A 6,957-nucleotide genomic window follows, 5' to 3' on the forward strand; every position below is an offset into this window, starting at 1 on the left:
AAGGATCGGCCGCACATCCCCCACCCGACTTCCGCCGAACAGCTGGAGGCGCCTCCTGACCGGAGCCCGTCCAACCCGACGATCGAGCCCCGAGGGACGGATCCGGTTGGCCGTTCGGCCGGTCTGCCAGGCAGTGGGCGGAGAGTCGAAGCTCATCCGCGGCGTCGCGCTGACAGGAGGAGACATTACGGGGATGCGCATCTGCCTGCAACGTGCCCGAAACATTCGGGCGTGTCGCACCCCCTCGACGTCAGACCCGCTCGACCGCGGCCAGGGTCCGCTTCCCGCGCCGGAGCACGGCGTAGCGGCCGTGCAGCAGATCGGAGTCGGCGAGCACCGCGTCCTGGTCGTCGAGCCGGCGGTTGTTGACGGACACCCCGCCCTGGGCGATCGCGCGACGTGCGTCGCCGTTGGACTTCGCGAGCCCCAGGGTCGTGAGGACCACGTCGATGCGGTCGCCGGGCGTCGCGACGGTCCTGGGCAGCTCGTCCAGCGCGGCACGCAGGGTCGCGACGTCGACCGCCGTGAGATCCCCGCCGCCGAACAGCGCGCTCGATGCGTCCCTCGCGGAGTCCGCCGCGACGTCACCGTGCACGAGGGCCGTCACGTCCCAGGCGAGCCGGCGCTGCGCCTCCCTGGCGCCGGGTCGGTCCCGCGTCGCGTCCTCGAGCGCCTCGATCTCGGCTCTCGGCAGGAACGTGAAGACCTTCAACCGGCTCGACACGTCCGCGTCGGCGGTGTTCAGCCAGAACTGGAAGAAGGCGTACGGGCTCGTCTGGACCGGGTCGAGCCAGACGGCCGTGCCCTCGCTCTTGCTGAACTTCCGGCCTTCGCTGTCCGTGATCAGCGGGGTGCCGATCGCGTGGACGCCGACCCCCTCCGCACGCCGGATCAGGTCGATCCCGCTCGTCAGGTTGCCCCACTGGTCGCTGCCGCCCGTCTGCAGGACGCAGCCGCGGCTGCGGTACAGCTCGAGGAAGTCGTAGCCCTGCAGGATCTGGTAGCTGAACTCCGTGTAGCTGATCCCGGCGTCGGAGCCGAGCCGCGCGGCCACCGCGTCCTTCTTCAGCATGGTGCCGATGCGGTAGTGCTTGCCGACGTCCCGGAGGAAGTCGATGGCGGACAGGCCGGCGGTCCAGTCGAGGTTGTTCACCATCTCGGCGGCCGCAGGCCCGTCGAACTCGAGGAACCGCTCGACCTGGGTGCGCACCGCCCCCACCCAGTCCGCGATCAGGTCCTTGGTGTGCAGCACGCGCTCCGCGGTCGGCCGGGGGTCGCCGATCAGGCCCGTCGAACCGCCGACGAGGCCGAGCGGCCGGTGACCTGCGAGCTGGAGGCGACGCAGGACGAGCAGCTGCGTGAGGTGCCCGAGGTGCAGGCTCGGGGCCGTGGGATCGAACCCGCAGTAGGCCGTGATCGGCCCCGCCGAGAGCGCGGCCGCCAGCGCCTCCGGATCGGTGGAGACGTGCACGAGGCCACGCCACACCAGCTCGTCCCAGAGCGACGCGAAGGTGGAGTCGTTGTGCTGACGGGTGAGCGCGGTCGACACGCGGGCGACGCTAGCAGCCGACCTCCGCCGGGTTGGGTCAAGCCTGGATGCTTGATTGCTGCGAAACAAGCCTCTAGACTTGCGGCATGTTCGTATTGACGGTCGATCAGGTCGACAGCCGGAACGGTGAGGACCGCGTCGCCGGCATCCTCGCCGACCGGGATGGCTGGCGGGCGCGCGGCGCGGTGCGCGGGCCGGATCGCACCGCCGGCGACGAGTTCCAGCTGCTCGTCCCGCAGCCGGCCGCCGCGCTCGACGCCGTGCTCCGGCTGACCCGCGACGGGCGGTGGAGCGTCGGCCTCGGCATCGGGGAGGTGGAGACGCCGCTGCCGCCCACGACCGGCGAGGCGCGCGGCACGGCGCTCATCGCCGCGCGCGACGCGGTCGAGGCGGCGAAGCGCGACCCGCGCCGCTTCGCGGTCGCCGCAGCCGGTGCCTCGGACGCGTCCGGGGTGTCCGCCCTCGTCGGGCTGCTGCTCGAGATCCGCGCCCGCAGGACGCCGGAGGGATGGCAGGTCGCCGACCTCGCGGCCGAGGGCCTCACCCAGGCGCGCATCGCGGCGCGGCTCGGCGTCACCCCGCAGGCGATCAGCCTGCGGGCGCGCGCGGCCGCGGTGCGGCTCGAGCAGGAGTCGGTGCCGGCGCTGGCGGCCGCGCTCGGTGCGCTCGACGTGGGCCCGCCCGCCTGACGACCAATACGATCCTCCGGTGGCGTTCGCGGGCTCGTTCTGGTTCCTCTTCGTCCTGGGCTGGATCCTGTACGTGATCTGCCCGATCGCCGCAGCCGTCGTCGCGGTCGTCGCCTGGCGCCGACCCGCCCGGCCCCTGACCATCCTGGCCGTGGCCCTGCTCGCGGTCACGGTGGTCGTCGCCGCCGTCCTGCCGGAGGGGGCACCCGCGGTCGTCACCGCGATCACCGCCGTCGCTGCCGTGGCCGTATCGGTCGCCGGCGGCAGCCCGGTCGTGCGCTGGCTGCTCGACCGGACGACGTTCGACGAGCGGGAGGGGCTGCACGGCGGCATCGTCGTCGGCGAGCGGGAGGTGCTGCGCGGGGGCGAGGTGATCGGCCTGCTCGAGCGGCTGGCCGTGACCGGCGCGATCATCGCCGGGGTGCCGGAGGCGCTGGCCGTCGTCATCGCCATCAAGGGCGTCGGCCGCTTCACGGAGCTGGTCGACGGGCCGGTGCGCGAGCGGTTCATCATCGGCACCCTCGGCAGCTGGATCTGGGCGGCGGCCGCCGCCGGACTGGTGCTGCTCACCCGCTCCTGACGTCCTCGGGCGGCCACCGCGGCCTCGCGGGACGCTCGCAGTCGCGGCCACGCGGGCCGAGCCGGCGCGGGCGGTCTCCGCCCGGCGCGGGCTGTCTCGGTCCCGCGCACGGGCGACATCGGCCCGATCGGGGCGGCCGCGGACGCCCGGATCGGGCCGGAAGGGCCCGCCCGCACCGATGGCGTCCCGGAACGCACGATCGCGCCCCGGCCCGACCTCGCGGTCCGCTCACCCGCTCCTGAGGCGGGCCTTCCCCGGCCGGTACGGCGAGACCGTCGGGTCGCCCGTGATCCAGAAGCGCCACGGGAAGCGGTCGCCGTCACCTCCCTCCCCCGACACGCCGACGCGCGGACCGGCGCTGACCGCCTCCGGGGCGACGGGAGCGAGCCGCAGGCCGAACGGGGGCGTCAGCACGTCCGAACCGCCGTCCGCGAGCACGATCCCGAGCGCGACGACCAGCCGGGCGGGCCCGCGCGCCAGCTCCGCGGCCCGCTTCGCCGTGGTCCGCCGCCGCTGCGCGAGCGCCTCCCCCGCGACGACCTCGCCGGCGCGCAGCAGCACGGCCGACGCGCGGCCCGACGGCAGGCAGGTGATGTTCGCGCAGGTGTGCATGCCGTAGGTGAAGTAGGTGTACAGGTGGCCGGGGTCACCGAACATCACCGCGGTGCGCGGGGTGCGGCCGCGGTGCGCGTGCGAGCCGGGATCCTGGCCCTCGCCCTCGTAGGCCTCCACCTCCGTCAGCCGCACGGCCACGGCGCCGTCCGGCGTGACGTGCGTGAGCACGGCGCCGAGCAGCAGGGGCGCGACCACGTGCGCCGGCGCCTCGAGCAGGCGGCGATCGGCGTCGGCCGGCACGGTCAGCGGGAGGGCACGGAGAACAGGATCCCCTGCATCCCGGCGAGCACCACCGCCGCGAGCAGGATCGCCGCAGCCACGATCACGACGATGCGGAGGACCCAGGGGCTCGACCACCGCCCGGCGCGGCCCGCGCCGTAGCTGCCCGTGCGAGTCGGACCCCTGCGGGGCAGCGGGCCCCGCGGGGTGCGCCTGCTCACGGCAGCGCCCCCTTCGCGATGCGCACCTGGTCGGTGAGCGCGGCGAGCTGGCGCCGCACCCGGTCGGGCGCCGTGCCGCTGACGCCCGTGCGGCTCGCGACCGACCCCTCGACGGTCAGGACCGCGCGGACGTCGGGCGTCAAGGCGGGCGACACCTGCCGCAGCTCGTCGTCGGTCAGCACGTCGAGCGCGACGCCGCGCGCCTCCGCGGCGGACACCAGCGCGCCGGTGACCTCGTGCGCGTCCCGGAACGGCACGCCCTGCTTGACGAGCCACTCGGCGACGTCCGTGGCGAGCGAGTACCCCTCCGGGGCGGAGGCGGCCATGCGCTCGACGTCGAACCGCAGCGTGGCGACGAGGCCCGTCATCGCGGGCAGCAGCGTCTCGAGCGTCGTCACCTGGTCGAAGACCGGCTCCTTGTCCTCCTGCAGGTCGCGGTTGTAGGCGAGAGGCAGCCCCTTCAGGGTGGTCAGCAGCCCGGTGAGGTCGCCGACGAGCCTGCCCGCCTTGCCGCGCGCGAGCTCCGCGATGTCCGGGTTCTTCTTCTGCGGCATGATCGACGACCCCGTCGACCAGGAGTCGTGCAGCCGGGCGAACCCGACGTCGCGCGTCGACCAGAGGATGACGTCCTCCGCCAGGCGCGACAGGTCGACGCCGATCATCGCGGCGATGAACGCGAACTCCGCCACGACGTCGCGCGACGCGGTGCCGTCGATCGAGTTCTCGATGGTGCGCGAGAAGCCGAGGCGCCGGGCGACGAGCTCGTCGTCGAGCCCGAGGCTGGAGCCGGCGAGCGCGCCGGAGCCGTACGGGGACCGGTCCGCGCGGCGGGCCCAGTCGCCGAGCCGCTCGAGGTCGCGCGCGAGCGGCCAGGCGTGCGCGAGCAGGTGGTGGGCCAGCAGCACCGGCTGGGCGTGCTGCAGGTGCGTGCGGCCGGGCAGGATCGCGCCGAAGTGCGCGTCGGCCTGCGCGGCGAGCGCGTCGATCAGGTCGACGAGCTGCAGGCCGACGACCCGGGCGTGGTCGCGGAGGTGGAGCCGGATCAGCGTCGCGATCTGGTCGTTCCTGCTGCGGCCGGCGCGCAGCCGCCCGCCGAGCTCGGTCCCCGCCTCCGCCAGCAGCGCCTGCTCGAGGACCGCGTGCACGTCCTCGTCGTCCGGGCCGGGCACCAGGGAGCCGTCGGTGACGCGGGCGTCGATGCGGTCGAGGGCGGCGAGCAGGGCGGCGAGGTCCGCCTGCGTCAGGTAGCCGCCGACCGCGAGCGCCTCCGCGTGCGCCTTCGAGCCCGCGATGTCGTGGTGGGCGAGCACCCAGTCGAAGTGCGTCGACCTGGACAGGGCCTGCAGCGCGTCGGAGGGGCCCTCCGCGAAGCGTCCGCCCCACAGCGATCCCGCGTTCGTCCCCCGGTGCTGGTCGCTCATGTCGACGGTCAGCCTAGGCGCGCTCGAGCAGCCAGATCAGGAGCGCCTTCTGGGCGTGGAGGCGGTTCTCCGCCTCGTCCCAGATCACGCTCTGCGGCCCGTCGATGACCTCGGGCGCGACCTCGAACCCACGATCGGCCGGCAGGCAGTGGAGGAAGAGCGCGTCGTCGGCGGCGGTCGCCATCAGGTCGGCGGTCACCTGGTACGGCGACAGGGTCTCGATCCGCACCGCCTTCTCGTCCTCGCGGCCCATCGAGACCCAGGTGTCCGTGACGACCACGTCGGCGCCCGCGACCGCCTCCGCCGGGTCGTGGGTCAGCGAGACGGAGCCGCCCGTTCCCGCCGCGATGCGCCGCGCGTCCCCGACGACCGCGGCGTCCGGCGCGTACGCCTCCGGATGCGCGATGCGCACGTGCAGGCCCGCGGTCGCGCCGGCGAGCAGGTAGCTGTGCACCATGTTGTCGGCGCCGTCGCCGACGAACGCCACGGTGAGCCCCGCGAGACGGCCCTTGTGCTCGCGGATGGTCAGCAGGTCCGCGAGCAGCTGGCACGGGTGGAAGTCGTCCGACAGCGCGTTGACGACCGGCACCGTGGTGCCCGCCGCCATCTCCTCCAGCCCGGACTGCGCGTATGTGCGCCAGACGATCGCCGACACCATCCGCTCGAGCACGCGGGCCGTGTCGGCGGGGGTCTCCTTGCCGCCCAGCTGGCTGCTCGCCGTCGAGATGATGAGGGGGCTGCCGCCGAGGTCCGCGATGCCGACCGCGAAGCTGACCCGGGTGCGGGTCGAGGACTTGTCGAAGATCACCGCGACGGTCTGCGGGCCCTCGAGCGGCGTCCTCCCCCAGCGGTCGGCCTTGACGCGCACGGCCAGGTCGAGGATCTCCACCTGCTCGGCGGGGCTCAGGTCGTCGTCGCGGAGGAGGTGGCGGGTCACCGGTCAACGCTATCGGCGCGCGGCGGATCGTCCGGATCGGGGCCGGCGGAGCACCTCGGCAGGCTGGGAGCGGTTCAGCAGGCTGGGAGCACTTCAGCAGGCCGGAGCACTTCAGCAGGCCAGGAGCACTTCAGCAGGCCAGGAGCACTTCAGCAGGCCACAAGCCCTCCGTCCGGCCTGCTGAAGGGAGGACGGCCTGCTCAGGTGCTGGAGGAGCCTGCCGAAGCGGGCGGGCGCGGGTCTCGAGGCTCGCTGCGCTCGCACCTCGGCCGGCGGGATGCCCCGTCAGACGGCGGCGAGGGCCGTCCGGAAGCGGTCGGTGAACGCGGCGACCTCGCGGTCGCCCACGACCAGCGGCGGCGCGATGCGGATCGATGTCGGGTTGATCGGGTTGACGATCAGGCCGGCGGCGAGCGCCGCCTCCCCGATCGCCGGCGCCGCGCCCTCGACGGTGCCGATGCCGATCAGCAGGCCCCGGCCGCGCACCTCCGTCACCGCCGCCGAGCCGAGCCCTTCGACCGCGGCGCGGATCTCCTGGCCGCGACGCTCCGCGTTGCCGATCAGGTCGGCGCGCTCGATCTCGCCGAGCACCGCGTTCGCCGCCGCGGTCGCGAGCGGGTTGCCACCGAAGGTGCTGCCGTGGTCGCCGCGCTGCAGCAGGCCGCTCGCCGCGCCGAAGGTGACCATCGCGCCGAGCGGCACGCCGCCCGCGATGCCCTTGGCCAT

At 74.4% G+C, this 6,957-nt stretch carries 8 protein-coding genes; 2 read left to right on the forward strand and 6 right to left on the reverse strand.

Features of this window, described 5'->3' with window-relative positions; genetic code table 11:
- Positions 1–250: 250 nt before the first annotated feature.
- The gene (gene tyrS / locus ACFE60_RS16320) at positions 251–1,549 is read right to left on the reverse strand and encodes a tyrosine--tRNA ligase (RefSeq protein ID WP_375389915.1); all 1,299 of its coding nucleotides are present in this window, start codon (positions 1,547–1,549) and stop codon (positions 251–253) included.
- Positions 1,550–1,635: 86 nt separating this feature from the next.
- Here tyrS and ACFE60_RS16325 point away from each other — a divergent pair, with 86 nt between their 5' ends.
- Positions 1,636–2,238 (forward strand): DNA-binding protein, encoded by a 603-nt coding sequence (locus tag ACFE60_RS16325; RefSeq protein ID WP_375389916.1) that lies wholly within the window; start codon positions 1,636–1,638, stop codon positions 2,236–2,238.
- A gap of 19 nt (positions 2,239–2,257) precedes the next feature.
- The gene (locus ACFE60_RS16330; protein ID WP_375389917.1) at positions 2,258–2,818 is read left to right on the forward strand and encodes a hypothetical protein; all 561 of its coding nucleotides are present in this window, start codon (positions 2,258–2,260) and stop codon (positions 2,816–2,818) included.
- Positions 2,819–3,046: 228 nt separating this feature from the next.
- Here the strand turns inward: ACFE60_RS16330 and ACFE60_RS16335 are convergent, their stop codons facing one another.
- From ACFE60_RS16335 to ACFE60_RS16355, 5 genes are all read right to left on the reverse strand, one after another.
- Positions 3,047–3,673: a DNA-3-methyladenine glycosylase gene (locus ACFE60_RS16335; RefSeq protein WP_375389918.1), complete on the reverse strand. Its 627-nt coding sequence runs from the start codon at positions 3,671–3,673 to the stop codon at positions 3,047–3,049.
- Positions 3,674–3,675: 2 nt separating this feature from the next.
- Positions 3,676–3,873, reverse strand: coding sequence for a hypothetical protein (locus tag ACFE60_RS16340; RefSeq protein WP_375389919.1), 198 nt, complete (start codon positions 3,871–3,873; stop codon positions 3,676–3,678).
- The gene (argH, locus tag ACFE60_RS16345) at positions 3,870–5,294 is read right to left on the reverse strand and encodes an argininosuccinate lyase (protein WP_375389920.1); all 1,425 of its coding nucleotides are present in this window, start codon (positions 5,292–5,294) and stop codon (positions 3,870–3,872) included. Before argH ends, ACFE60_RS16340 begins: the two co-directional genes overlap by 4 nt.
- A 13-nt stretch (positions 5,295–5,307) precedes the next feature.
- On the reverse strand, positions 5,308–6,231 hold the full coding sequence (gene argF, locus ACFE60_RS16350; RefSeq protein ID WP_375389921.1) for an ornithine carbamoyltransferase: 924 nt from the start codon (positions 6,229–6,231) through the stop codon (positions 5,308–5,310).
- A gap of 285 nt (positions 6,232–6,516) precedes the next feature.
- The coding region (locus ACFE60_RS16355) for an aminotransferase class III-fold pyridoxal phosphate-dependent enzyme (protein ID WP_375389922.1) at positions 6,517–6,957 on the reverse strand (441 nt) is incomplete at its 5' end.

The sequence above is a fragment of the uncultured Amnibacterium sp. genome, assembly GCF_964245895.1.
Taxonomy (GTDB): Bacteria; Actinomycetota; Actinomycetes; order Actinomycetales; family Microbacteriaceae; genus Amnibacterium.